Raw genomic sequence first — 232 nt, 5'->3', positions numbered from 1 at the left:
GAACAGATCATCCCGCGCACAGCCGCGTTCGCTGCGCCGGCCAAAGGCCGAGAAGTGCGTGGGCGCATCCTGATCCTGCGGCCAGGCGCAGAGGATGCCGAGATTGTCTTCCACCGAATCGCTGTGATTGGCATCGAGGATGGCCACCACCGGGGCTTCCAGTCCCTTGGCGCTGTGCACGGTGAGAATGCGCACGGCATCGGCGCTGGCATCCACGCTCGCCTCGTCCGGC

The 232-nt window shown here is 66.4% G+C and carries 1 protein-coding gene; it reads right to left on the bottom strand.

Features of this window, described 5'->3' with window-relative positions; genetic code table 11:
• The coding region (locus tag ACZ3HG_RS25015; protein ID WP_465335265.1) for a hypothetical protein at window positions 1-232 on the bottom strand (232 nt) is incomplete at both ends.

This window comes from Erwinia sp. PME.40.26/001, from assembly GCF_055556675.1.
The sequence above is the reverse complement of the archived record's forward strand: the minus strand, read 5'-3'. Positions and strand labels throughout refer to the sequence as shown.